The sequence below is a fragment of the Agitococcus lubricus genome, assembly GCF_003051055.1.
Classification (GTDB): domain Bacteria; phylum Pseudomonadota; class Gammaproteobacteria; order Pseudomonadales; family Moraxellaceae; genus Agitococcus; species Agitococcus lubricus.
Genome location: NZ_QAON01000004.1, coordinates 252,264 through 277,350, shown reverse-complemented (window position 1 = coordinate 277,350; position 25,087 = coordinate 252,264). Strand labels below are relative to the sequence as shown.

Annotated in this window: 22 protein-coding genes; 15 read left to right on the top strand and 7 right to left on the bottom strand. The window is 43.4% G+C overall.

The window, feature by feature from the left end; translation table 11 throughout:
- Positions 1-136: 136 nt before the first annotated feature.
- Positions 137-1,177, top strand: a complete 1,041-nt coding sequence (locus C8N29_RS06270; protein ID WP_107865186.1) for an ABC transporter ATP-binding protein — start codon at positions 137-139, stop codon at positions 1,175-1,177.
- Here the strand turns inward: C8N29_RS06270 and C8N29_RS06265 are convergent.
- Positions 1,174-2,805, bottom strand: a complete 1,632-nt coding sequence (locus tag C8N29_RS06265; RefSeq protein WP_107865185.1) for a long-chain-fatty-acid--CoA ligase — start codon at positions 2,803-2,805, stop codon at positions 1,174-1,176. The two genes, C8N29_RS06270 and C8N29_RS06265, sit on opposite strands and share 4 nt — an antisense overlap.
- 215 nt (positions 2,806-3,020) lie before the next feature.
- On the opposite strand from C8N29_RS06265, the gene C8N29_RS06260 reads away from it, so the two are divergent.
- The gene (locus C8N29_RS06260) at positions 3,021-3,500 is read left to right on the top strand and encodes a hypothetical protein (RefSeq protein ID WP_107865184.1); all 480 of its coding nucleotides are present in this window, start codon (positions 3,021-3,023) and stop codon (positions 3,498-3,500) included.
- 74 nt (positions 3,501-3,574) lie between these two features.
- Here the strand turns inward: C8N29_RS06260 and C8N29_RS06255 are convergent, their stop codons facing one another.
- The 4 genes from C8N29_RS06255 to C8N29_RS06240 form a co-directional block, all read right to left on the bottom strand.
- Positions 3,575-4,858, bottom strand: a complete 1,284-nt coding sequence (locus C8N29_RS06255; RefSeq protein ID WP_107865183.1) for a serine hydrolase domain-containing protein — start codon at positions 4,856-4,858, stop codon at positions 3,575-3,577.
- A gap of 139 nt (positions 4,859-4,997) precedes the next feature.
- Positions 4,998-6,851, bottom strand: a complete 1,854-nt coding sequence (locus C8N29_RS06250) for a potassium transporter Kup (protein WP_107865182.1) — start codon at positions 6,849-6,851, stop codon at positions 4,998-5,000.
- A gap of 94 nt (positions 6,852-6,945) precedes the next feature.
- Positions 6,946-7,662: a response regulator gene (locus C8N29_RS06245; protein WP_107865181.1), complete on the bottom strand. Its 717-nt coding sequence runs from the start codon at positions 7,660-7,662 to the stop codon at positions 6,946-6,948.
- On the bottom strand, positions 7,659-9,131 hold the full coding sequence (locus tag C8N29_RS06240; RefSeq protein WP_107865180.1) for a DUF4118 domain-containing protein: 1,473 nt from the start codon (positions 9,129-9,131) through the stop codon (positions 7,659-7,661). Before C8N29_RS06240 ends, C8N29_RS06245 begins: the two co-directional genes overlap by 4 nt.
- A 112-nt stretch (positions 9,132-9,243) precedes the next feature.
- Between C8N29_RS06240 and C8N29_RS06235 the strand changes: the two genes are divergently transcribed.
- The 9 genes from C8N29_RS06235 to C8N29_RS06195 all read left to right on the top strand — a co-directional run bounded on the left by C8N29_RS06235 (position 9,244) and on the right by C8N29_RS06195 (position 18,297).
- Positions 9,244-10,266, top strand: a complete 1,023-nt coding sequence (locus C8N29_RS06235) for an AraC family transcriptional regulator (protein ID WP_107865179.1) — start codon at positions 9,244-9,246, stop codon at positions 10,264-10,266.
- Between the two features lie 102 nt (positions 10,267-10,368).
- Entirely contained in the window at positions 10,369-10,701 is a 333-nt protein-coding gene (locus C8N29_RS06230; protein ID WP_239986970.1) for a c-type cytochrome, read from the top strand.
- A gap of 70 nt (positions 10,702-10,771) precedes the next feature.
- Positions 10,772-12,166: a D-arabinono-1,4-lactone oxidase gene (locus C8N29_RS06225; RefSeq protein ID WP_170106909.1), complete on the top strand. Its 1,395-nt coding sequence runs from the start codon at positions 10,772-10,774 to the stop codon at positions 12,164-12,166.
- Positions 12,163-13,431, top strand: coding sequence for an alanine racemase (locus C8N29_RS06220; RefSeq protein ID WP_107865176.1), 1,269 nt, complete (start codon positions 12,163-12,165; stop codon positions 13,429-13,431). Before C8N29_RS06225 ends, C8N29_RS06220 begins: the two co-directional genes overlap by 4 nt.
- 239 nt (positions 13,432-13,670) lie before the next feature.
- On the top strand, positions 13,671-13,904 hold the full coding sequence (locus C8N29_RS06215) for a TIGR02647 family protein (protein WP_107865175.1): 234 nt from the start codon (positions 13,671-13,673) through the stop codon (positions 13,902-13,904).
- 53 nt (positions 13,905-13,957) lie between these two features.
- The gene (locus C8N29_RS06210) at positions 13,958-15,247 is read left to right on the top strand and encodes an adenylate cyclase (RefSeq protein WP_107865174.1); all 1,290 of its coding nucleotides are present in this window, start codon (positions 13,958-13,960) and stop codon (positions 15,245-15,247) included.
- Between the two features lie 13 nt (positions 15,248-15,260).
- On the top strand, positions 15,261-15,761 hold the full coding sequence (locus C8N29_RS06205; protein WP_107865173.1) for a GNAT family N-acetyltransferase: 501 nt from the start codon (positions 15,261-15,263) through the stop codon (positions 15,759-15,761).
- A 297-nt stretch (positions 15,762-16,058) separates the two neighbouring features.
- A complete protein-coding gene (locus tag C8N29_RS06200) occupies positions 16,059-17,345 on the top strand; it encodes an ATP-binding protein (protein ID WP_107865172.1) in 1,287 nt (428 codons plus the stop codon).
- Between the two features lie 10 nt (positions 17,346-17,355).
- Positions 17,356-18,297, top strand: coding sequence for a response regulator (locus tag C8N29_RS06195; protein WP_107865171.1), 942 nt, complete (start codon positions 17,356-17,358; stop codon positions 18,295-18,297).
- Here the strand turns inward: C8N29_RS06195 and C8N29_RS06190 are convergent.
- On the bottom strand, positions 18,294-19,889 hold the full coding sequence (locus C8N29_RS06190; protein WP_107865170.1) for an NAD(P)-binding protein: 1,596 nt from the start codon (positions 19,887-19,889) through the stop codon (positions 18,294-18,296). The two genes, C8N29_RS06195 and C8N29_RS06190, sit on opposite strands and share 4 nt — an antisense overlap.
- Positions 19,886-21,397, bottom strand: coding sequence for a polyamine aminopropyltransferase (locus C8N29_RS06185; protein ID WP_107865169.1), 1,512 nt, complete (start codon positions 21,395-21,397; stop codon positions 19,886-19,888). The genes C8N29_RS06190 and C8N29_RS06185 overlap by 4 nt, the downstream gene beginning before the upstream one ends.
- Positions 21,398-21,656: 259 nt before the next feature.
- Here C8N29_RS06185 and C8N29_RS06180 point away from each other — a divergent pair, with 259 nt between their 5' ends.
- The 4 genes from C8N29_RS06180 (at position 21,657) to C8N29_RS06165 (ending at position 25,087) form a co-directional block, all read left to right on the top strand.
- The gene (locus C8N29_RS06180) at positions 21,657-22,049 is read left to right on the top strand and encodes a DUF350 domain-containing protein (RefSeq protein ID WP_107865168.1); all 393 of its coding nucleotides are present in this window, start codon (positions 21,657-21,659) and stop codon (positions 22,047-22,049) included.
- A gap of 37 nt (positions 22,050-22,086) precedes the next feature.
- Positions 22,087-23,124 carry an SPFH domain-containing protein gene (locus C8N29_RS06175; RefSeq protein WP_107865167.1) on the top strand — a complete coding sequence of 346 codons (1,038 nt, stop codon included), beginning with the start codon at positions 22,087-22,089 and terminating at the stop codon, positions 23,122-23,124.
- Positions 23,121-23,486: an adenosylmethionine decarboxylase gene (speD, locus tag C8N29_RS06170; protein ID WP_107865166.1), complete on the top strand. Its 366-nt coding sequence runs from the start codon at positions 23,121-23,123 to the stop codon at positions 23,484-23,486. The genes C8N29_RS06175 and speD overlap by 4 nt, the downstream gene beginning before the upstream one ends.
- A 143-nt stretch (positions 23,487-23,629) precedes the next feature.
- Complete coding sequence (locus C8N29_RS06165) at positions 23,630-25,087, top strand: DUF4178 domain-containing protein (protein WP_107865165.1); 1,458 nt, start codon at positions 23,630-23,632, stop codon at positions 25,085-25,087.

Sequence of the window (25,087 nt, the reverse complement as noted above, 5' to 3'; positions counted from 1 at the left end):
ATTCAACGCTAGGTTATAAATCACCATTAATATTTGAACGTGATTTTTTAAGACAAGCTGCCTAAATAACTGTCCTGTTTCTCTTGACCATTACATAATGAGCAAAAATTGGTGTGTAGTAACGAAGAAGATAAACATGACTATTTTATTGTCGGTTGATAACATCAGCATTGCCTATCAACAACAAACGGTGGTTAAAAACCTCAGTTTTCAGCTAGAGCAAGGTGATATCGCCTGTTTATTAGGTGCATCGGGCTGTGGCAAAACTTCCGTATTAAGAGCGATTGCAGGCTTTGAGCCAGTCAGTGCAGGGCAAATTAGCTTACAACAACAAATCCTTAGTCAGCCCAAACAGTTAATCCCTGCTCATCAACGGCGGTGTGGCATGGTATTTCAAGATTATGCTTTGTTTCCCCATTTAACCGTTAGTCAAAATATTGCTTTAGGTTTACACAAACAGTCAGCCGCACAACGTCAACAACGGGTTGACGAGTTAATTGACTTAGTGAAACTGAGTGCATTTGCCAAACAATATCCGCATCAATTATCGGGTGGACAACAACAGCGTGTTGCTTTAGCGCGTGCTTTAGCCCCTAAACCATTATTGTTATTGTTAGATGAGCCGTTTTCTAATTTAGATGCCGAATTACGCGAAAGTTTGAGTTTAGAAGTGCGTGCTTTATTAAAAGCCGAAAATACCACCGCGATTTTAGTCACCCATGACCAACACGAAGCCTTTGCCATGGCCGATTATGTGGGGGTAATGTACAACGGCCAGATTGAACAATGGGCAAGCCCTTATGAGTTATATCATCAACCAAGTAGTCGGCATATTGCTCAATTTATTGGTGAAGGGGTATTGGTGGCAGGAAAACGTTGCTCCGATGATGGTCGGATTGCTTTAGAATTAGGCGAGATTGGGATTGATGTTTGCCCTTGTGAAGCAGGCGAAGAAGTCGATGTATTGATTCGTCCTGATGATATTATCCATGATGATAATAGCCCAATACAGGCAAAAGTCATCGCTAAAGCCTTTCGTGGGGCAGAGTTTTTATATACCTTAGAGTTGAGTAGTGGCACTAAAGTATTATCCTTAGTGCCATCACATCATAATCACCAATTAGGCGAGATGATTGGTATCAAACTCGCCTTAGACCATACGGTGGCTTTCTCTTAAGCCTTGCCATTTTCTACTAAATAGTTCTTATACGTTTCTCTAACGCCTGTCTTTAATAATTTACCTGTTGCGGTGTGGGGTAAATCGGGTACAAACACGACAGCATCAGGTAATTGCCATTTAGCGACTTTGTCACTTAAATAGTTAATGACCTCGGCTTCAGTGACTTCTGCACCTTCTTTTTTGATGGCTAATAACAACGGACGTTCATCCCACTTTGGATGATAAACCCCAATCACACAGCATTCTTTAAGCGCAGGATGACCCACAGCGGCATTTTCTAAATCAATTGAGCTAATCCATTCACCGCCTGATTTAATCACATCTTTAGAGCGGTCAACGATTTGCATGGTGTTTTCGCTGTCAATCGTGGCCACATCCCCTGTATCAAACCAACCATCAACAAAGGATTTTTTATCCTCATTCAAATAATAGCTATCAACCACCCACGGGCCTCTGACCAATAAACGGCCAAAGGCTTTGCCATCACGCGCGAGTTCTGTACCGTTATCATCGACAATTTTAATCTCCACCCCATACACAGGGCGACCCTGTTTTAATTGGGCGTGATAACGTTGCTCTAAGGGGAGGGCTGCCATGTTGCGGGTCATGCTATTGACTGTACCCAAGGGGCTTAATTCGGTCATGCCCCATGCGTGAATCAAAAAGGCATCGTGTTTTTCTTGGAAGGCTTTAATCATCGACAATGGTGCAGCCGAACCGCCAACCACCACATTTTTAACCGAGTCTAATTTGGCATTAATCGAGTCTAAATAATTTAATAAACCTAACCAAACAGTCGGCACACCCAACAATAAATTGGCTTGTTCACCATTAATTAATTCATATAACGACGCACCATCCATCCCATGTGCAGGTAATACCAATTTTGCGCCCATCATCGTCGCGGCATAGGGTGTTCCCCATGCGTTAACATGAAACATTGGTACAACAGGTAATAAAATGGTATCAGGCGTAATGTTTAACGCATTATATTGAGCAGCGGCCATCGCGTGTAATACAGTGGAGCGATGCGTGTACATCACCCCTTTAGGATTTCCTGTTGTGCCAGAGGTATAACATAAAGCCGCATCGGCATTTTCGTCTAAAGCTGGCCATGTGTATTCGGTACTGGCATCGGCAATTAATTCTTCATAACATAATAAATTGGTTAATTTGCTACTGGCTGGCATGTGCGCTTTGTCGGTTAACACCACAATGCCTTCTACCTTGCTAATGTGGCTGGCGACCGCTTCGAGTAAGGGTAAAAAGGTTAAATCGATAAAAATAAAACGGTCAGCCGCATGATTAATAATATAAATAATTTGTTCGGGAAATAAACGTGGGTTAATGGTATGGGTAATTGCACCAATGCCACTAATGCCAAAATATAATTCGTAATGACGATAGGTGTTCCATGCCAACGTGCCAATACGGTCGCCTTGTTGAATGCCTAATTTTTGGGTGAGGGCATTGGCCACTTGCTTTGCGCGTTTTGCCGCTTGGCCATAAGTGTACTTAAAAATACCGCCTTCCACTTGACGGCTCACAATTTCGGCATTGGGATGATTAACAATGGCGTGTTCGATTAAAGAAGAAATTAATAAAGGTTGCTGCATCATGCTCATTATGGTTGTCTCGTTTATAAACCAAAAAGGGTCAGTGTAGGCTTAATACACTGTTTTATTATCTTTACACGCATGGATTATGCGTTGGTCTAATCAAGTCATTGATTAGGAACTACAAGGTTTAGTGGAGGTGGCCTAAACCTTCAGGGTAGCTAATATACAATTGTCTGCTATTTCGAGCGAGAGGCAGATTGCTTTTTTGTAAGGAGAGACGAATGCCAAGCGATGATTTTCTAGAGTGGGGCGTTGAGGAAGAGCCTGCGCCTGAAGGCTTAGGTATTTTTACCACGTCTTTTTGGGGAGACACGCTCAATAATCGTAATGCTGAAGCCTTTGAGTTTTTAAAAGCTAATGAAACACAAACAGAGGCTTATGTTGACCAAGAGGGTTATACATGGCTGATTATCGCTTTTGTGATTAATGAAGTAGAAAATTGTTGTGCTTGGGTCGAATGGAAATCAAACACCAATAAACGAATCGAAGAGCATGACTATTTTTTAAAAGCACGTTTGGCTGATGGTCGTTTTTTAAAGTGGCCGATTCAAACCTATAACAATTATTTTGGCTGTTCGGTCTTGGCGTTAAGCTGTCACCAAGAAGGCGTGAGCTTAAATTATCAAGATAAACATGACACATTTCATGTTTTTTTGCGCAAAGATAATCAAGCTATTTTTAGACCATGCATTGCACCCTAAATAATTGATTTCGAAAAAATTATGCCCTCACGAATTGGTAGGGATTAGGTAAATAAGCCCAATCCCTAAGCAGGTTATTTAGCCTTAAAAACAGAACTAATCGTACTGGTTACGTTCGCAAAACCAATAAATCCTTCGGGTGCTAAAGATTTGCCCGTATTTAAAAACGCCACCGAAATATCACGTGCAGTGTCAGCCCAACACAAAATATTGATAAAGCCTAAATGACCAAAGGCATCGGCGGTGTTTGCACCAAAAATCGTCCATAATTTTTCGCCGCGCATAAAGCCAGCCGAATAACGCATGGGTGCTTTGGCAGAGTGGTCAAAACGTAATGCGCCCCGTCGTGTAGCGTTGGCGACAGTGGCTGCTTCAAATACCCGTTGGCCTTGCCACAGGCCGCCATCTAATAACATTTGATAAAAACGACAGGCTTCTTCGGCACTACAATAAATGTTCGCGGCAGGGACAACGGCAGATAGGCCTTCGGGTGAGTTGATGGCATCGATAATTTCGCGGTCATTCACGCCCAGCATGTGCTCTATCATTTTGCTGGCAATGGGCACTTTATCAACCCCTGTGGCATGACTGAGTGCAATTTCGTGGCGGCGGGTTTCATCGACACCAAAAGTAAAATGTTCACAGCCTAAGGGTTTCGCCAAGATACGATTGAGCAGTTGTGGGAGTGTTTCGCCCGACGCATTTTGTGCAATCGCGCCCAAAATATAGCCTGCGGTAACTGCATGATAGGCTTGATGTTTTTTGGGTGTACCAACGGGAGGCGATTCGGCCAAAATTTTCACGACGGCATCAAAATCAAACATTAAAGCGGGTTCAGGATTGGCAACTGGCATAATGCGAATGCCTGCCTTGTGAGTCAATAAATCGTGAATGGTGGTTAGGTGTTTTCCATGTGAAGCATACTCGGGAATATATTGGCATACGCGGTCATGGAGCTTGAGTTTACCTTCCTCGGCTAATTTATGTATCAGCATGGCGCTAATCGCTTTAGAACCAGAAAATAAACAAATGGGGGTATCAGCAGTCGCTAATTTTGACCCATCATCAGGCGATTCACCTTCCGCTCCAACATGGCTATAACCCAAGCCACGACTCATCACAATGTGGCCTTTATAGCGAATCACTAAGGTAATGGCTGGGTGTAATCCCGTTTTATAATAGGCTTCAACACTTTGCCAAATTTTATCAATAGCATCTGCGGGCAAACCTAATTGTTGTGCGTCACATTCACGCTCTCTGTCAATGGTGGTGATGCGCGAGAGGTCTTTAGGGACAGGTAAACGACGGCCACCTGTTTTGATATAAGGCAATATTCGATTGATTCGGTCACTTAACATAAGACAGTCCACAGTGGTTAATAGGACGAAAGTACTAGATGATAAACTAAAATGCGCTAAAAACCTTGTGATTATACGACTGTATTTTTATGCGCTCTGCTCAAAGCGATTTCCAAATGCCATTGAACAGAGCATCACGTTATAAGTTGACTTGTGTGCCTAACATAACAGTACGATTCGCAGGTAAACCAAAGAAACTATAGACTTCGCCTGCTTGTCTAAATAAGACATTAAATACCCCAAACTCTAGCCGATTCAATGTGTTAGCATGATGACGAATTAAAGTGTCGGAGACAAAAAATGACGTGTGTAGTGGATCAAAAGACCAGTCTAACGGAACTTTTTGCAGAATAGGCATCAATAAAGGCTCTTCGCGAAAGCCGAACCGAATAGTCAATTGGGCTAATTGTGGGCTTAATACCGTGAGACTGACACGCTGTGCATCGTCCACAAAGGGCATATTGAGGGTTTCTACGGTTAAACACACATTATGTTGGTGAATGACTTGATAGTGTTTAAGGTTGTGTAATAACGCACTGGGGATTAAGTCGGGGTCAGAACTTAAATAAATCGCGGTACCTTGTACGCAGTGCATATCATTGACTAAGAGAGGTAATTGATTTATTGCTAAACTTAATTGGCGACGTTCGGCACTGAGCGCATTTTTGCCTTTGCGCCAAATATAAAACAGACCAAATACGATACAACCTACCAATACAGGCAACCAACCGCCTGTGAAAAACTTGCTGCTATTGGCAATCACAAATATCAGCTCTAAGGTGGCAAATAAACCTAATAGACTCAGCATTAACCCGCGTTTATGGTGACCTTGATGATAGACAATTAACATCAATAATAAACTGGTAATGAGCATCGTCCCAGAAACGGCCAAGCCATAAGCAGCGGCTAAAGCACCAGACGATTGAAAAACTAAGACTAAAGTCACTACGCCTAACAACATTAACCAGTTAATAAAGGGGATATAAATTTGACCTTGTTCGGTATTTGAGGTGTGAATGACATTAATACGTGGCAACAAATTCAGACGTGAGGCCTCAACAGTCAGCGAGTAAGCGCCTGCGATGGTGGCTTGAGAGGCAATAATGGTGGCTAGTGTTGCCAAAATCACCAAAAAAATCATCATACTATCAGGCGCAAGCAAATAAAAAGGATTGGCCACTGCACTGGGATTTTGCAAAATTAACGCCCCTTGACCAAAATAATTTAACACTAAACTCGGCCACACTAAACCTAACCACGCTAAACGAATAGGACGTGCGCCAAAGTGTCCCATATCCGCATATAATGCCTCTCCACCTGTGAGTGCCAAAAAAACAGCAGACAATAATAAGATGCCTGCACTGGGATACTGGATAAAAAACTCCATTGCATACATAGGGTTCAGTGCTTTTAAGACACTGGGCTGTGCGAGAATAGCATGGATACCTAAGACAGCAAGGGTCACAAACCATGTAATGACAATCGGGCCAAAGACCCGCCCGCCAATTCGCTGAGTGCCTAAACGTTGCACAACAAATAAGCTGATTAAAATGGCAAGGGTAATGGGGATAATCCACGGTTTAAGGCTAGGCGCAACAATTTCTGTCCCTTCTACCGCCGATAACACGGAAATTGCAGGGGTAATAAACGCATCCGCATAAAATAAACCAGCGGCAAATACGCCTAAGCTAAAAATAACGGTCGTTAATTTACCTTGTTGACTGATTTGCTGATTGGCTAAGGCCAATAAGGACAACACGCCCCCTTCACCCTTGTTATGATAACGCAATACCACCAAGATATATTTGAGTGTAATAACTAATAAAATTGCCCAAAAAAAAGCAGAAAGACTGGCTAAGACATTAAATTCAGTTGGCGCTAAGCCATGAGCAAAGGCTTCTTTGAAGGCGTATAGTGGACTGGTGCCAATATCACCATAGACAACACCCAAGGCAGCAATGGCTAACGCACGGGTGCGGGTTGTGCTAGACATAGTAAACTCCTATCTTGTTTACGACTTAACTAAACGTTAGTTTTTTAAGTGTATTTGTACTTTGTGTGATGGCTAAAGAAAGTCAAACAGCGAGCTAACCGCTTAATAAAAAGCGATAACCGACACCGACTTCGGTGAGTAGATATTTAGGACGGGCGGGGTCTGACTCAATTTTTTTGCGTAAATGGCGGATATAAATGCGTAAGTAGTGCGATTCTTCGCTAAATTCACCGCCCCAAACGGCTACCAATAATTGCCGATGGGTTAATACTTGGCCTGCATGTGCCGTTAAAACAGCCAGTAATTGTGCTTCAATATGGGTGAGATGAATCAGGTTGGTGCCTTGCCATAATTGTTGTTGATGACGGTCAAAATGAAAGTCAGCAAATTGAATCATGGCCTGTTGTGCGTTTTGTTGACGTAATTGGACTAAGCGACGACATTGTGCCCGTACCCGTGCTAATAGTTCGTCGGTACTAAACGGTTTGGTTAAGTAGTCATCTGCGCCTGCATCAAGCGCATGGATTTTATCGTGTTCGGCAAAACGTGCAGATAACACAATAATCGGCAGCGTAGACCAAAGTCGTAATTGGCTAATCCATTGGCTACCGTCGCCATCGGGTAACCCTAAATCTAAAATAATTAACTCTGGGTGAGTTTTGTCCTCTCTGAAATAAGCATTCGCTTGGCTGAGATTAGCGGCCAAACTCACCTGAAAGTCTGCTTTGATTAAGGCTTGGTAGAGTAATTGCCGAATATCTGTATTGTCTTCAACCACTAAAATATGGGAGCGTATCGCTGAACTGATCATGATGGCACCTGTGGTTGTAGGGGAGTGGGCAGGCGGATGGTCATGACTACATAAGACTGTTGGCTATCAGGTGCAGTTTCACAATGGCAGCTAATGTCACCGTGATGCGCATGGATAATTTGTTGGCAAATAGCCAAACCCAAACCTATCCCATGCGGATGTGAGGTGTGTGCTAAGCGTTGAAAAGGGGTAAAAATATGTGTGAGCTGTGCATGAGTCATTAAAGGTGCAGGGTTGGCAATGCTTAAATAAAAGGTATCAGCTTCGCTTTTTACCCCAATTTTTATCTCGCCCTCACCCTGACAATATTTAATGGCATTATCCAATAAATTACTGATGACACGTTGTAATAATAACTCATCGCCGTAAATTACAGCGTCTAGTGATTGGGGTAAAACAATAGGATGCTTATGTAATAAGGGCTTAAGCTCTTGTAACGCACTACCAATCAATTCTTCGACAGGTAGCCATTCCCACTTTAAGACAACATGTCCCGATTGTAGTTTAGACAATTCTAACAAACTACTGACCATTTTATTTAAGTGTAAGCTGTGTTGGCAAATTTGACGAATACGGTCTTGGTGCGTGCTGTCACGTAGTTCTGTAGATAACTGGTCGGCTAAACCATAAATAATGGTTAATGGTGTCCGAATATCATGTGAGACGGCGCTTAAAATGGAGTTACGTAGCTGTTCGCTTTTAATTTGCCACATTTGTTGTTCACTGACATCAATGTAATGCCAACGCTCAAGTGCGACGGCAACAAGGGAGGCAATAGTTTCTAGGCGTGTTTTTGCGATAGCTTGGGGGTTGATAATACGCATCATACCACGTAAGCGGGTTTGGCCTTTAAGGGGAAAATAATGGTTATCTGCATCATAAAACATGTTGGCTGACGCCAAATCTTGTGCCAAAAACCGAGTCAGTGTGCGTTTTTCGTGCTCAGTAAAATCGCCAAATATCATCTCTTCGCTGTTAGCGAGCGCGTTAGGCGAGAGATAAAAAGCGACTTTGAGTGCCAGATTGGTTTCGATAAATTCTTGGCAAATGGCAAAGATGTCCTGTGGCGTTAAAGCACTGACTAATTGTTTAGCAAATAAATAGAGTTGCTGGTTTTGTTCGGCTTGAGCATCACTTTTTTGTTGACCATCGCGTAAGGTGTTGATGAGTTGGCTGACCGTGAGGGCACTAATCAGCATCACCGCAAACGTGATTAAATACTGCCAGTCTTCGACACTAAACGATAATCTGGGTTCGACAAAAAAGAAATCAAATGCCAATACGGCAAGTACGGCGCTGAAAATACCCGCCTGTCGGCCATAGTAGGCACTGAGCATCATGACCATCAATAAATAAAGCATAGCGATATTGGTGGCAGACAACCAAGCAAATACCTGACTAAATAACAAAGTCGCCATGATAATCACACAGCTAATCGCTAACAGACGGGAGGATAAGGGCTTATACATACGCTCTGCCTTGCACACCGCGTGTCAACGCAGTGGGTGTTATGCTAAATCTTGCTAGTCAGTATTCCTCAAATAGTATAAAAAAGGTGTAAAAAATGAAGAGATTTATGGCATGAGCTTGCTAATACAACAACGCCATATTCCTGCCTATATTGCCATGATATTGGTAGACTGGGCGTTAGCGAATGGGTTTAAGGAAGCACAACTCGCAGCATGTTTACAATTGGAGGATATACGGTTATTAGCTGAAGATGATTGTCGTTTAGCCGCAGAAGATTACGAGCGTTTACTAGTGTTGTTTTATGAGCAAGGGCATCAAGATTTAGGTTTGATGATTGGTGCGCGTGTGAATGTCTCTAGTTATGGCATCTTGGGGCATGCCATGTTAAGTGCGCCAACCGTGGGTGAGGCGATAAAATACGGCTTAGATTATTATCGTCTGACCAGTAGTTTTATGAGTTTGGAGGCGTTAGAGCACCCCGAAGAGTTTATGATTCGTGCGCAACTGGATTATCCGTTGCCAGCACTGGCGCAATTTGCCCCCGAAGAGTTAATTTGTGGTTTTACGCATGTGGCACGGCAATTAATGGGCGAAGATTTTTCGCCGTTACTTGTTCATTTTATCGGGCAACAACCCAGTTATCATCACGCCTTACAAGACTATTTACGTTGTCCTATTTTTTATCAACAAGCCGATTGCCAATTTAGTATGGACAACCGTTTGTTGTCTTTACCGCTTAAAACCGCCAATGCACTCACCGCGAAACAATTATTATTACTGTGCCAACAGTTATTGGTTGACCAACAACATCCTGTATTACGTAGCGAAGATATTATCCAAAAAGTACAACAAGCCTTAAAAGCACGCCCCAACTATTGGCCAAGTATGCCCGAAGTCGCTAAGCGTTTAGCTATGTCAGAGCGTACCTTAAGACGTAAGTTACACGCTGCCCAAACCGATTTTCAAGCGCAAGTTGAGCTTGTCCGTCAGCAATTAGCCAAACAACTTTTAGCCAATAAACGGGTGACGGTAGAACAAGCTGCCGCTGTGTTGGGTTATAGCGAAGCCGCGAGTTTTAGGCGTGCTTTTCATCGTTGGATGGGGGTTTCGCCACAAGGTTATCGGCAGGGATAAAATGGCCGAAAATATCCCCCTAGTTGTCCCATCCTGTGCTAGTATCAATGAGCAATCATTTCTAAGATACGACAATAATTATATTCCGTTGGGAAAGGTGATATGCACAAAATCCTGTTTTTTAGTCTATCCCTCATGGGGTTAGCGGCTTGTAGTAAACAACCCCATCTACAGCCAGTCACCCTGAGCGAACAACAACAAATACTCTTTGAACAAAGCTGTAAAACGTGTCACGCCAATGCAGCAAATCCAGCGCCACAAATCGGTGATAAAGCGGCATGGGAAAAACGCCTAGAAAAAGGATTGCCCACTTTAGTACAACACGCGATTCAAGGATTTAATGCCATGCCTGCGGGCGGCTTATGCGCCACGTGTACACCCCCCGATTTTGAAGCCATGATTACTTATATGGCGACTGCTCAAACTGCAAAATAATATACCCCTCCCTAACTCTCCCCTAAATGAGGGGATGGTATCTAAACAGAGGAACGAGGTTAAGAAAGTCATGTTAAATCGTCGTCAATTTTTAAGTTTTAGTGCTGCGAGTAGCGCGAGTTTAGTCTTATCCGCCTGTTATAAAGCCCCTCATCAGCCTGTGCCTGCCAGTCAAAATGCCCAAGGTCATTATATTTGGCAAAATTGGGCAGGCAGTGAATATGCATATCCCAGCAAACGTGTTGCCCCTAATACTATCGATGAACTAAAAGCCTTACTAGCCAATAGCGCAGCACCCATTCGTTGTGTCGGTGCAGGTCACTCATTTAATGCTCAGTGCGCCACAGACGGCACTTTACTCGCCTTAGACAGTTTTTCGGGCTTAATTGGCCACGATGCCGTGCAACATACGGCAACGGTAAAAGCTGGGACACGCTTACAACAATTAGGTCAGTTATTAGAACAAGTTGGCCAAGATATGGTCAATATTCCTGATATTAATAAACAAACCTTAGCTGGCGCGATAGCGACAGGCACACACGGGAGTGGTTATGCCTTACCTGCGCTACATGGTCGTGTGGCGAGTTTTAAGTTAATCAGTGCGCAAGGCCAAGAGCTGAATTGCAGTCCCTTAGAAAATGCTGACATTTATCATGCTGCCTTAGTAGGCTTAGGCAGTTTTGGGGTGGTGACAGAATATACCTTAGAAAATTGGCCGTTAGCCTATACTGAACGTCAAGTGACCATGTTGCCTGTTGAAGAACTATTTGCAGAGTGGACTGAGTTATATCAAAAAAATCGGAATGCCGAGTTTTTTTATATTCCGTTTACGGGCTTGGCGATGAAGGTTTTACATAATCAAACCGATAAACCCGTCACGCCACGTGGTGAAGACAAAGACATGGAATCTTTAATGGACTTAAAAAAGCTACGAGATTATGTCAGTTGGTCACCCAACTTGCGCCGACGTATTGCACAAATGGTTGCCGATAATCATGGCACTGAATACGCGGTAGATTATGGTTGGAAGTTGTTGGCTTCTGAGCGTTCGGTACGCTTTCATGAGATGGAGTATCATTTGCCCTTAGAGGCACAAATCCCTGCCTTAAAAGAAGTCATTTCGCTCATCGAACAACAACGGTCGGATGTGTTTTTTCCGATTGAAGCACGGGTTATCAAGGGCGATGAGCGTGCATGGTTATCCCCATTTTATCAACGGGATACAGGCTCTATCGCGGTACACGCCTATTACGAAGATGATTATCAGTTTTTATATACACTGATTGAGCCTGTTTTCAAAAAATATGGTGGCCGTCCACATTGGGGTAAATTACACTCTTTAACCGACGCAGATTTTGCTAAGCTCTATCCACAATGGTCTACGGTCAAAGCAATACGCCAACAATTAGACCCGCAAAATAAGCTCGTTAATAATTACACCAAAAAAATTTGGGGCATCGCATGAGTTGGAGTCGTAGACAAATCCTGCTAGGCGCAGGTGTAGGGGGGGTGGCTGTGGTGGCTGGCCTAAAACCCTCAGATGAAGGCAAAGGGCATGATAATTATTTTCAGCAGCTCAGTCAGGCATTAAGAACAGCCGAAGTCGCACAACCGACACTGATTATCGACCAACAACGACTCCAACATAATATTCAACAAGTGCAACAACACTTAGCCGCTAAGAACTTGCCTGTACGTTTGGTGGTGAAGTCATTGCCTTGTTTGTCTTTGTTGCAAGTATTGAGTCAGCAGTTGCGTAGCCAGCGTTTTATGGTCTTTAATCTGCCGATGTTATCCACGGTATTAGAACATTATCCGCAAGGTGATTTTTTATTAGGGAAACCCATCGCCGCGTTGGCCTTAAAGCATTGGTTGACAGATTTAACGAATCCTATGCTCTTAGACCGTGTGCAATGGTTGGTCGATAGCAGTGCCCGTTTGCAAGAATATGCCGAGCTCGCGCAAGCCTTTAATTATCCACTAAAAATCAATCTAGAAATTGATGTGGGCTTACATCGTGGAGGCTTAAAAACGGTAGAGGAGTTACAAACGGTATTGCAACAGTTAAAGCAATCGCCCCTATTAAAACTCTCTGGCTTGATGGGCTATGAAGCGCATGTTGCCAAACTGCCGACTGCGCTAGGTATGCAACAAAAAGCATGGGATTATGTGCAGTCTTTTTATCAAGCCTGTCAGCAAACGATTCAACAAGCAGGGTATGATGCTAATCAGATGACTTACAACTCAGGTGGCAGTCAAACCTATACCTTACATGCACAAGGTACAGTCGCTAATGAGATTGCTATTGGCAGTGCATTTGTGCAACCGTCAGATTTTGACTTACCCACCTTGGCACAGCATCAGGCCGCTTGTTTTATTGCGACGCCTGTCCTTAAAGTAGAGCAAGAGCCTTTAATTCCTGCCTTAGAATGGGCGCGTTGGTTTCGTAGTGCATGGGATGCCAATAATCAGCGGGGCTATTTTATTCATGGTGGACACTGGTTGGCTCAGCCTATTTCTCCCGCAGGTTTACGTTTAAGTGAGTTATATGGTCGTTCAAGTAACCAAGAATTATGGCTAGGGTCTGCCAGCCAACAATTAAAGGTGAATGATTATCTCTTTTTTAGACCTCAACAAAGTGAGGCCGTCTTTTTGCAGTTTGGTGATATACGCCTATATCAGCAAAGCGCACTCACCCAGACATGGCCTGTATTTACTGCCTCGGCTTAACCAACGTCGAGCAATGATGGCCTTATTTCTATTGCGCACAATAGGCTAAGCATGTTATCTAATTGAGACAACGGGTTTGTAACGGCAGTTGTATGGCTTTTTGGCAATTGAAAATAGCCATAGCGGGCAACGACTAAAATAATGTAGAACTGCGGGCTATGTGACGTGCTGTAATCTGCCAAAATGGCCTATGTTCTTAACCACAAAAGCGTAAATTATGACAAAAAATGGGGCTTATTATGCAGTATTCTATTGATTTAATTGAAGAATTAACCGTGTTATCTATGTTTGATTTGGGTAATCATCAAGCAGGTCTAAAAATTCATCATACCGCTGAGCCTGTCATCATTGCGGCGGCACAACGCTTGTATCAAAAAGGTTTAACCAGTCATGTAGATGGCGGTTATTTGACTCAACTGGGGATTGAAGCGGCGGAGCATGCACAAGCGGCACTCACGATTTTAGATACTTAATCGCGTCAACATGTAGGGTAAACCTTGTGTTTACCCAATAATATGCGGGATTCATGATGTCTGAACTTAGCCAACACGACGAAAAAGATTGCCAAATGCGTCAGTATATCCGTCGACCAGATAAACAGTTTTGGTTAGATTTACTGAGTCCTCCGCCATTACCGACGCAAGCAGACCATACCCGTCGTACACGCATCACCCGTTATAGCTTAGGAGCAGCCTTTGCCTTAACGACATTCTATTTTTTGCTTTCCTTTTTTCTGGGCTTCACCCAAGGCTTGTCTGTCATTTTACTCAATGCCGTCACTATGGCTTGTTATGGCATGGGGATGTGGGCTGCTTCTTTACACGCGGAACGTTTGGCACGTTTATGGTTAATGGTGACGGTCAACACCCATTTGGCGGTATTGATTTTTTTAACAGGCTCGGCGTTGGGGGTGAGTATTTTTGGGGTAACGAATACCGTCTTAGCCAGTGTGATTTTTGACCCACCCGAAAAAAAGTCCCGTCTATTTTTTATGGGTTTTCCGATTTTATGTTTGATATTAGGTGCTTGTGTATTTACACAAGCCTATGTTGATTTAAGTGCTGTACAGCCCATGCTGATTTCATTAATGCGTACGGTGAATATGGTATTGGCGACCTTATCTGTACTGCTGATTTTGAACGTATTTGACCGCGAGGTACTCAAGGCCGAACAGTATTTAGTGCAAGAACGTGAACGCTCAGACCGCTTGTTACATGCCGTATTACCGCCCAAAATCGCCAACGAATTACGCCAAAATGACCGCATGATTGCTGACCGTCATCCCGAAGTCAGTGTGTTATTTGCCGATATTGCGGGTTTTACGCCGTGGGCATCCAAACAAGACCCCGAAGTCGTCGTCTCGTTATTAGAAAAAATCTTCTCCCGTTTTGATGCGATTGTGGCTAGATTAGGCGCAGAAAAAATCAAAACGATTGGCGATGCCTATATGGTGGTATCAGGTGCACCCGACCCACGTCACGACCATACTCATATCATTGCACGTTTAGCCTTAGCGTTATTAGACGAAATTAAGTTAATTCGCCAAGAAACAGGTATTGACTTGGACGTACGTATTGGTGTGCATACAGGTTCAGTCATTGCAGGGGTGATTGGCGCGATGCGTTTTAGTTATGATATTTGGGGGGACACCGTGAATACTGCCAGTCGAATGGAGTCACACGGGCAAGCGGGACGTATTCAAATCAGTCAAGAAACTCGTATTCGTTTAGCCGAAGATTTTAAGACCGAGTATCGTGGTGTGATTGATGTTAAAGGCAAAGGCGAAATGGCCACATGGTGGTTATTAGCACAGTAGGTGATTTTAGCGTATGTTGACCATCCAACTGATGCAAGTTGAAGATTTAGCTGCCGTCCAAACGGTACAACAACACGCCTATCCGCAAGCACTGTGGGAAGAAACGACCATTTTTGCACATAAACGGCAACTGTCACCTGAGACTAGTTTGGTGGCTAAAGATGGACTACAGGTCGTTGCCTATGTGTTGAGTCATCCGTGGTTATGGGCAGATATTCCTATATTGAATCGCATCAATCCCCCTATCACAGCCAACACAAACACACTGTATATCCATGACCTTGCGGTAGACCCTGCCTATCAGGGACTAGGGCTTGCTCAACAGTTGACCCACTATTTGCTGGCCTATGCCCAGCAACAGGCTTACGCAGCACTGGCTTTAGTGGCTGTACAAGGCGCGCTACGTTATTGGCAACGCTATGGTTTTGTTGTCGATAATCTACTGAATCAACAGCTCAAGGCGGCGTGTTTAGCCTATGGTGAAGACACGGTGTATATGTATAAAAAAATCTAAAAACGGCTGACCTTAGCCATAACCAAGGTCAGACCCTCAGAGGGCGAGTGTTATCTTCGAGCCATAATAGCTCTCCTCAAACCCCGTTTATTCACCGTGCAGTCCTCGTTGTCATTCCTCTTTGTGATAGCGTCTGCAAGGCACTTTTCTATCTTCAAAACGTCAACAAAGTGACACGTGCTTGTCATAAAACCCTTCTACTGTGCGCCTAAGCCCAATCGCCATTCAATCAATCCTTTTATCTGCTAGACATGAACACTGTACAGGAAGTACTTGTGGTACTACGTAGGAGTGACTATGTCCATATTACGCACCTTTGCGACGGATATTTTAGCTTTTGATGAGCAGGACACCATCAATACCGTTGCTGACGCTTTTTTATCACAGGCGTATCAACAATGTTTATCTGTGGCTGTGGTCAATGCCAAACAGCAACCTGTTGGTATGATTAGCCGTCACCAATTAAATGATATCTTTCTCAAAAAATTTGGCCGAGAGTTGTTTGGTAATCGGCCAGTTAAAGACTTTATGCGCCAAGATGTGTTGTCTGTAGAAGTCACGGATAGCTTGGCCGAAGCAGCCGCATATATCAGTAAAAAAATGCGATTTCCACTCAGTGAAGATTTTGTTATTACCGAGCAGGGGCGTTATTTGGGAATGGGAGCGGTATTGCATTTATTATCGGCGATGGAAAAACAAATTAGTCAAAGCGCTGCTGAACTCAACATCGCCTATCGCCAGTTATCCTCGTCACAAGCGCAATTGGTACAGTCTGAAAAAATGGCAGCCTTAGGCCAAATGGTTGCTGGTGTAGCGCACGAAATTAATACCCCTTTAGGTTATGTGAATAATAACATTGAGATGGCACGTGAGTTTTTTGCTCAGTTTCATTATGTGCTACAAGCGCACGAGCACTTGGCACATACGCTGATTGACCCTAATAGTCGCGATGTAGACATTGCTGAAAGTTTAGCAAATCTGGACGATGCAAAAGCGGGTTTTGACAGTCAACAATGGTTTGCTGACCTAGAAGGTTTATTTGCCGATACGTTTTATGGTGTCGAGCAAATCAGTGAACTGGTGACTGGCTTAAAAAACTTCAGCCGTTTAGACCAAGCCATATTAGACAATGTTTCCTTAAATGAATGTATAGAAAACGCTTTATTGATTGCACGTAATACCCTCAAATACAAAGTCACTGTCTTAAAACGCCTTGAAGATGTTCCCCCTATTCGTTGTGCCGCTTCGCAAATCAATCAAGTATTACTTAACTTATTTACCAATGCCGCACAAGCCATCAAAGAGCAGGGCTATTTGTTAATTAAATCATGGTCAGATAAGGACTTTGTCTATGTCTCTGTACAAGACACAGGCTGTGGCATTGCGGCTGAACATCTCGCTAAAATTTTTGACCCTTTCTTTACCACCAAGCCTGTTGGCCAAGGCACAGGCTTAGGCTTATCTATTTCGTACAAAATTATTCAGCAGCATCAAGGCTCTATTCGTGTCGCCTCCGAGTTAGGCAAAGGCACACGTTTTGTGATTGCCTTTCCTCGTACCTTGAATTTATCGGCTGCTGCTTAGGATGTAAATTATGACGATTGCTATTAAACCGCGTATTTTATTAGTGGATGACGAAGAACGTATTTTGCGTACCTTAACGATGTTATTAAGAATGCAGTATCAGGTGTTTGCGACCACAGATGGTTATGAAGCCCTCAAGATTATGCAAAAAGAGAAAATTCATGTCTTAATCTCAGACCAACGTATGCCCACGATGGTAGGCACAGAGTTACTACGACATGCGCGTGAGCGACATCCCAATACCATTCGTATTTTATTAACAGGTTATGCCGATGTTGATGCAGCCGTAGACTCGGTGAATGAAGGTGAAATTTTTAGGTATATCAATAAACCGTGGGGGCCTAAGGAGCTACGCGATACCATTGCCGATGCGGTAGCCATCGCTCTCAAATTAGAGCAAGTGAATATCCCCAGTTTTCCCTTACCAACGCCCGCCAAAGGAATTAACTGTTTGGTATTGGATGAAGACGTATCGGTGTATGAAACGGTTCGGGATATTTTGGGTGACCAGCATCACGTGTTATGGCGTACCACCATCGCCAGTGCGTTAACCGTATTAGCTTCGCAATCTGTCGCAGTCTTGGTGACAGAATTGCAGGTTGCAGATGGTGATGCCTCGGTGATGATTAAAACCCTAAAGCAAGAATATCCCGCGTTATTAACCATCATTAATACCAGTTTCAAAGATACACAACGGGTCGCGCAGTTAATTAATCAGGCGCAAGTCTACCGTTATTTGCCTAAACCTTTACGCAAAGGCTTATTGGCAAAAAGTTTAGAATCCACCTTGTCACGTTATAAACAATTACAAGACCTGCCAGTCTTGAAAGAAGTGATTAAGGTAGAACAGTCGAGTGATGTACAAGAAAAGGCCGTTAGCTCGAAAATAGCGGATTATTTAGCCAAGATACGCGCCAAAGGGTTTGGTGGCTCTAAACCTGCATTGGCTTAAGACACAACCTTATTCGCCGCTTGCCAACCCCACCAAGCGGCTTCCTCAAAAATCGAATAGCCCGATAAGTCACTATGGGCAAACAAAATACGTCCATCGGCCTGTTGTAAATAGTGACGGCTTTTATTATTTAAGAAGCCAACAGTAGGCGCAGCCATTGCATGACCGCGTACACATAATTCTACCCCTTTAACACTTATCCATAACTGTGTCCCGTAAGCGGTTTTTAAGTCGGCAATGCCGAGGTCTAACAGCTCGCTCGTAGTTGCAGTGCTTAGCCATTGACGGGTGGCGGTGCTAGCCGAATTAAAAGCATGATAAGCGGTAAACACGGTGTATTGCGGTTTAGCTGCCCGTAACCATTGATGGGTGGCGACCACATAACCCAAATGTGGACTGCCATAAACCACATTATCCCAAGCCAAATCATTACCTTTTAGCTCTTGCGGAAATTTATCTACATAAAAGTTACTGACTAACCACGGTGCATGAACAGGCATATCGTGTTGCCAGTTTATGCCATCACCTTTGAGTTGTGGTAATAAATGTTTGGTGACGTGTAAAGGCGTGGCACAAATAACTTGTTGCGCCTTGATGTTAAAAACTTTGTTTGATGTCGTATCTAAATACAACACATTTACGCCATCTTTTTGTTCTTGAATATTGAGCGCAAAACCATTAACTAGCTGCTGCTGACGCGGTAGCATTTTTGCGGCAAGATGCTGTAAACCTTCAGGCCACGTTAATACGGTGTTATCGCTAGCATTAGCCGCTAAGCCATGACGACTAGCAAAATAATGAATGCCTGCCCATGCCGAAATCTGTTGGCTATCTAAGCCATAATCATCTTTACAAGCATAATCTACATACCAACCTAAGGCAGCATCGTTAAAACCTTGTTGTTTTAGCCATTGAGCAAAAGTTAATTTATCTAAAGCTCGCCATGTATCATCCATCGAGCAACTGGCAAGTGGAATGGTAAAAACTGGCTTGCCATCATTACCACGTTGCTGTTGATAGTCATTCATGAGCTGAAAAAAGCGTTGTTGTTGGCTTTGGCTGTTTTTGTCGGGGTGTGCTAATAAACCCTCATGCCATTGTTGGTTTATTAAAATTCGCTCATCAGGTGCATGGACTAAGGATAGCTCATCATAAGTAGGTTTAAGGCTAAATGGGTCTTTTTCAATAATTTTCCACGCAGCCAACATTTCCCGAATATGCGTTGATTCGAGAGTGGGCAAAGGTAAATAATGGCCACCACGCGGATAAGCCACATCTTGCCATTGTCCTGCATTGGCATTGCCAAAACGTTCGCCACCCATCAGCAATAAGAAATCCTGATAGCCTTGCTGTTGTAAGCGCCATGCCGCCGTTAAGCCAGCTATGCCACTACCAATAATCAACGTGCCAATACGGCGTTCACCTTGAGCAACAGGTAATTGTTTAAGGTGACGTAAATAATGGCCTTGCTGCATGGCAGGTTTTAAAACCGTAATCGGCAACCACGGAGGTAGATCAAACCATGAAGAGTAATCTTGGCAGGCGGTTAATAAACTGGCGGCTGTGCCTGTAATAAATTGCCGCCGTTTCATCGAATCACTCGTGACCAATCTTGCTCAAAATAATGCACCAGCATTTGATTATTGAGTCTATTAGCTTCTACCTCAACTGGCTGCATATCGGGTGGAAATTGAAACATTAGCGCGGTACTGGCAGCATCTAAAAACTTCATTGGCAGGCTGTACTGTTGTGGCGGTTGATAATTGCCTGTTAAGTCAGCCAACACATAACCCCATTCACCAAACGAGGGCACTAAAACATGATAGGGATAAGTAAAAAATCCTGCTTCTTTTAAGGTGGCATCAATACACCAAAACGATTGGCGGGCAAAAAACGGTGAGGTGGATTGCACCACAAACAGTCCACTAGGTTTTAGATGTTGTTTAACTAGTCTATACATCGGCACGGAATATAATTTGCCTAAACCAAAGTTAGAAGGGTCTGGCAGGTCGGCAATAATCACATCAAATGGTTGCTGCTGTTGTTCTAACCAATGACCTGCATCGGCATTTATCACAGTGACTTTTTTATTGAGCAGGGCACTTTGATTAAGTTGAGTGAGTTCGGCATTGGTGCTAAATAAACTGGTCATCGCAGGGTCTAAATCGACTAAGGTGACGTGTTCAATGTGTGGATAACGCAAAATCTCACGTACAGCCAAACCATCACCGCCACCTAGCACTAATACTGTTTTTGCTTGTGGTCGTGTCGCTAAGGCAGGATGCACTAAGGCTTCGTGGTAGCGGTATTCATCTCGACTCGAAAATTGCAAATTGCCATTAATATATAAGCGCAAGTCATCTTGCCAACGGGTAACAATTAAACGTTGGTACGGTGTGCTTTGGGCATGAATAATCGGGTCAGCAAAAATTTGTTGCTCTGACCAAGAGACCAACTTATCACTGCCCACAAAGGCTAAAAGCAAAAAACCTAAACTTAAAATTGCCCGATTTCGTTGCCGAGCAATCGACTGTAATTGATGCTTAAATTTATAAATTGTCCATGCGGCTACGGCGGCATTGCTAATCCCAAATAATAAGGCACTACGCGCCAAGCCAAGTTTAGGAGCTAAAATGAGTGGAAAGAGTAGCGAAACCGCTAAGGCACCCAAATAATCAAAGGTTAACACCCGACTGATTAACGCGCTAAATTCAGCTTTATGTTGATTAAGTACACGCATGACTAAGGGAATTTCCATACCTACCAACATGCCAATAATTAATACGAGGGCATACAACACTGTTCTAAACGGCATCGACAACCATGCAAAAATTACAAATAAAACCGTTGCCGATAAACCCCCAATCAAACCGACTAATAGTTCAATTTCAATAAAACGGTCTAATACTTTATCTTCGGGCACATATTGCGCGAGGTGTGAGCCAATGCCCATGGCAAATAAATACGCACCAATAATCGTGGAGAATTGTAAAATCGAATCGCCTAATAAATAACTGGCTAAGGCCGCAGTAATGAGCTCATAGGCTAAGCCACAAGAAGCTACGACAAAAACAGATAAAATAAGGGTACGGTCGAGCATAAAAGTTGTTATAGGCGATAAGTTAGAAGTGCGGCATAATAACCTTAAATTGACATCAGCACGTAATCATTGCATCGCAATTATGCACCTTCTGTTTGGCGGTTGCGTTAAGGTGACGTTGAGTGCTTTATTTGAGTTTCTTTCAACAACGCAGCTTATACGAAAAACCTCAATAGTCCCGACATAAACGTCTGAAAGTAGAGGCAGATGAGCCAAGCGCTGTGTCAGCTATCACTTAATTTGCCAAGGAAACGACACCATGTTATCAACCTATATTTATAACTATATTCTCTATTTATTAGCCAGTTTAGCGATGATAGGTGTGTTTTCGCTGATTTACACCAAAATTACGCCGTATGATGAATTAAAAATGATTCGTGAAGGACAAACGGCAGCGGCTTGTAGTTTTGTGGGCGCATTATTGGGTTTTTCCTTAACCTTAGCCTCAAGTATTATGCACAACGATAATTTAGTGGCGTTTGCGGGCTGGGCAAGTGCAGCAATGGCGGTGCAATTGTTGGTCTATGCTTTGGTGTCGCGAATTATGCCCGAAATTCATAACGAATTAGATAACAATAATGTGGCGATGGGGGCATTATTGGGTGGGGTATCTTTAACTTTTGGTATTATTAATGCGGCGTGTTTGTCTTAAACACATTGGCATCCCCAAAACAACAGGAGTATTTAACATGGGTTTATTTTCATTTGTCGCTAAACAATTTGTGGATGTCATTGAATGGGACAATCAACCCGATGGCCAGCTAATGTGGCGCGTTCCATTTACCGACAACGAAATTCAATATGGCGCACAACTGACGGTGCGTGATACACAAACAGCCGTCTTTGTTAACGAAGGTCACATTGCCGACGTATTCCCGACGGGTTTATACACACTCGAAACCCGTACCTTACCCGTGTTAACTAACTTAAAAAACTGGGATAAATTTTTTGCCTCACCGTTTAAGTCCGATGTTTTCTTTTTTAGTACCCGTTTACAGTTAGGCCGCAAATGGGGCACACCACAACCTATTACCATTCGTGATAGCGATTTTGGGATGGTGCGTTTACGCGCCTTTGGTATGTATGCTTATAAATTGGTCGACGCCAAAAAATTCTATAGCACCATTACAGGTGCAAACGATAGTTACAGTGTAGAGCAGTTAGAACCTCAATTGCGTAACTTGATTGTCGCCAATATCAGTACGGCAATTGCTGGTTCAGGTGTGCCATTTTTGGATATGGCCGCCAATCAAGGCTTAATGGCCGACAAAATTAAAGAGGTATTAAAACCGTTATTTGTGAGTTATGGCTTAGAGTTAGACAGTTTTGTGGTTGAAAATGTGTCCTTACCCGAAGAATTGCAAAAAGCCTTAGATACCCGTATTTCGATGGGTATGATGGGCGACCTAAACCAATATACCCAATATCAAACTGCAACGGCCATTCCCTTAGCGGCACAAAATGAAGGTGGTATGGCTGGTGTAGGCGCGAGTATGGCCGCTGGCATGGCAATGGGACAAGCAATGGCAGGAGCAATGAATAAAGCCTTTAATCCTGCGGCAGTGGCACAATCAGTATTGGGTGAACAAACAGCCTCTGCTGCACCAGCCAGTGATGACCCGACAGCAAAATTAGAAAAACTGAAAGGTTTATTAGATAAAGGCTTAATCAGCCAAGCCGACTACGATACGGCCAAAGCCGATGTATTAAAGAAGTTGTTGGGATGAAACCCCTCGGACAACATTATTTGCTAGAGTGCGATGGGGTAGCACCCAACTTGTTGGCGAACCCTGAGCAACTGGAACAGATATTGCGCCAAGCTGCACAGCAGGCACAGGCGCATATTGTTTTTGCCCATTTGCATCACTTTGGTGAAGGGCAAGGTGTAACGGGTGTGTTGGTGTTGCAAGAGTCGCATATCACCATACATACGTGGCCAGAATATGCCTATGCCGCTTTAGATGTATTTATGTGTGGCCAAGCCCAACCGCAAGATGCTGTCAGGTGTTTAATTGAGTGCCTTCAACCGACGCAACATCGCTGGCAAATGATTGAGCGTAGCTCTAAAAGTATGAGTTTTGACTGTTAAGCGCCTCTTGATAAGTTTTTTGAGCTTCGATTCGCTCAGCTAACCCAAAAGTTCCCTGAGCGAAGTCGAAGGGGAATTGCACGTATTACCCCCTCTTAAACTAAGGGAGGGAAATTCATTAAATTAAGGAAAATCGGTCTTTCATGTTTACCGCCACCTGTCCCAGTTGTGGAGCAAAGGTTCCGTTTAAGTCACCCGCATCCGTGATGGCGGTATGTGAGTATTGCCAAACTACCGTCTTAAAAGATGCAGATAGTGTCAAAGATATTGGTAAAATGGCCAGTATTTTAGAGGACTACAGCCCATTACAAATTGGCACAACAGGACTTTATCAAAACCAAGCCTTTACCGTGTTGGGACGGATTCAGCTCAAATATGACGATGGTTTGTGGAACGAATGGTACACTTTTTTTGATAATGGGAAAGAAGGTTGGCTGTCCGAAGCCTCTGGCCAGTATGTGTTTAGCTTTGCCGATGGTGTGGCTAATGATGCACCAGCATTTGAAAGTTTACGACCATTAAGCAAATATCGCCTGTATTCAGCCACTGATGTGCGTACTGCTCGTTGTACAGGTGGACAAGGCGAATTACCGTTTAAAGTCGGGAAAGGTTGGAAAACCCAAACCGCCGATTTTAGAATTAAAGATAATTTTTTAACCCTTGATTATTCTGATGGTTTTCCACCACAACGCTATGTCGGTAAAGCCGTTGAATTAAATCAATTACAATGTCAATTATTGCGTGACCAAGACGCGATTCATGAAAGTGCAGGCCGCATTAAAGGCCAAATGCAGGCGTTGGATTGCCCAAGCTGTGGCACGCAAATTCCTTATGCCAATCAAGAATTTAAACATATCGTTTGTCCTGCTTGTAGTGCCAATGTCGAATTAACCGAAAGCAAAGCGATTGTGGTCGAAAAGCACCAACAGCAAAGTTATAAACAAACGAATTTAAAGTTAGGTGATATGGGCAACATAGAGGGCGTGCAATATACCATTATTGGGTTGTTGCAAGCCGCCGAAATGGATGACTATTCAACCATGCCGTGGACGGAGTATCTGTTATACAACGCAGATAAAGGCTTTTTGTGGTTAGTCGAAAGTAGTGAGGGTTGGGAAAAGGTTAAAGTGCTCAACGAAATGCCTGATAACAGTAGCGATAATTTGCGTTATCAGGGCAAAACATGGAAAAAGCTGTGGACATATCGTGCCAAAGTTGGCTATGCCGCAGGGGCATTTAATTGGCGAGTAAAAGTAGGTGATATCACCGAGATTACCGACTACCAAGCCAATGAGCAAAAAATCAGTGCCGAAAAAACCGCCCAAGAAGTGACTTGGAGCTTGGCGCAAAAAGTGCCTAAAGCTTTGGTCGAAAAGTGGTTTAATAAAACGATATTCAATCCATCTGCGTTTAATAGACAAAATCAGCATGACAATATGATGCGTGAGATGGGCTTTAAATATGATAAGCAACAATTAAGCTATTTTTTTATAGCCATTTTATGGTTGATTAATATGCCATTAATAGCAGCAGGTTCAGGCAGTTTTGTATTGACAGGCATAGCAACTATTGTGCTATGGATTTTAGCGTTAGGGACATAA